The organism is Pseudomonas capsici, from assembly GCF_017165765.1.
In the GTDB taxonomy this organism is placed as follows: Bacteria; Pseudomonadota; Gammaproteobacteria; order Pseudomonadales; family Pseudomonadaceae; genus Aquipseudomonas; species Aquipseudomonas capsici.
In genome coordinates this window covers 1-802 of sequence record NZ_JAFGZD010000054.1, presented here as the reverse complement: position 1 = coordinate 802, position 802 = coordinate 1, and the positions used below count along the sequence as shown (strand labels likewise).

The window sequence follows — 802 nt, the reverse complement described above, 5'->3', positions numbered from 1 at the left end:
GTCTCGACCAGACCCCGCAGCCGATTGTTCAGGCGCAGTTTGCGCGGTTCATCCGGGTTGGGTGCATCGGCGGCGGCAGGTGCCTGGGCATCCACGGCCACGTATTGCTCGTTGTTTTCGAGGTAGGCGCGTTTGCTGCTGTCTGCGGCAACACGTCCATCGCGCAAGGCTTCGAGCAGTTCGACACGCTCGGGCACAGGTCTGGCTGCCCAGGTTTCAAGCAGGTCGGCCTGTTGCGAAGAGCTGGCAGAAACAAAGTCGCCGGCATCACTGGCGTGTACTGCCAGAGGCAGCAGGAACGCGAATGTGAGAATGAGGCGGTACAGGGTCTTGGGCATATCGGTAGCCTGGCAGTCGGCGGTGAGGCATTTCGCGAATGAATTGCCCCCGCAGGAGCGAATTCATTCGCGAAGAGAGTGGCTAGGTCTTAGTTGCTTTTCACTGCATGATCCGGCTTCTTGTCGTTGCCAGGGATGTACGGGCTCCAGGGCTGGGCGCGGATCGGCTCCTTGGTCTGCCAGACCACGTTGAACTGACCGTTCTCCTCGACTTCACCGATCATGACCGGCTTGTGCAGGTGGTGATTGGTCTTGTCCATGGTCAGGGTGAAGCCCGACGGCGCGGCGAAGGTCTGGCCGGCCATGGCTTCGCGAACCTTGTCGACATCGGTGGACTTGGCTTTCTCGACGGCCTGGGCCCACATGTGAATGCCCACGTAGGTGGCTTCCATCGGGTCGTTGGTCACAGCCTTGTCAGCGCCCGGCAGGTTTTTCTTCTTGGCGTAGGCAGTCCAGTCAGCCAC

1 protein-coding gene and 1 pseudogene are annotated in these 802 nt (G+C 60.7%); both read right to left on the bottom strand.

Features of this window, described 5'->3' with window-relative positions; genetic code table 11:
• Positions 1-338, bottom strand: a pseudogene (locus tag JSY17_RS25495) (urea ABC transporter permease subunit UrtB); the annotation flags it as partial.
• Positions 339-427: 89 nt separating this feature from the next.
• Positions 428-802: transporter substrate-binding protein (locus tag JSY17_RS25490; RefSeq protein ID WP_206403383.1), on the bottom strand; the 375-nt coding region annotated here is incomplete at its 5' end.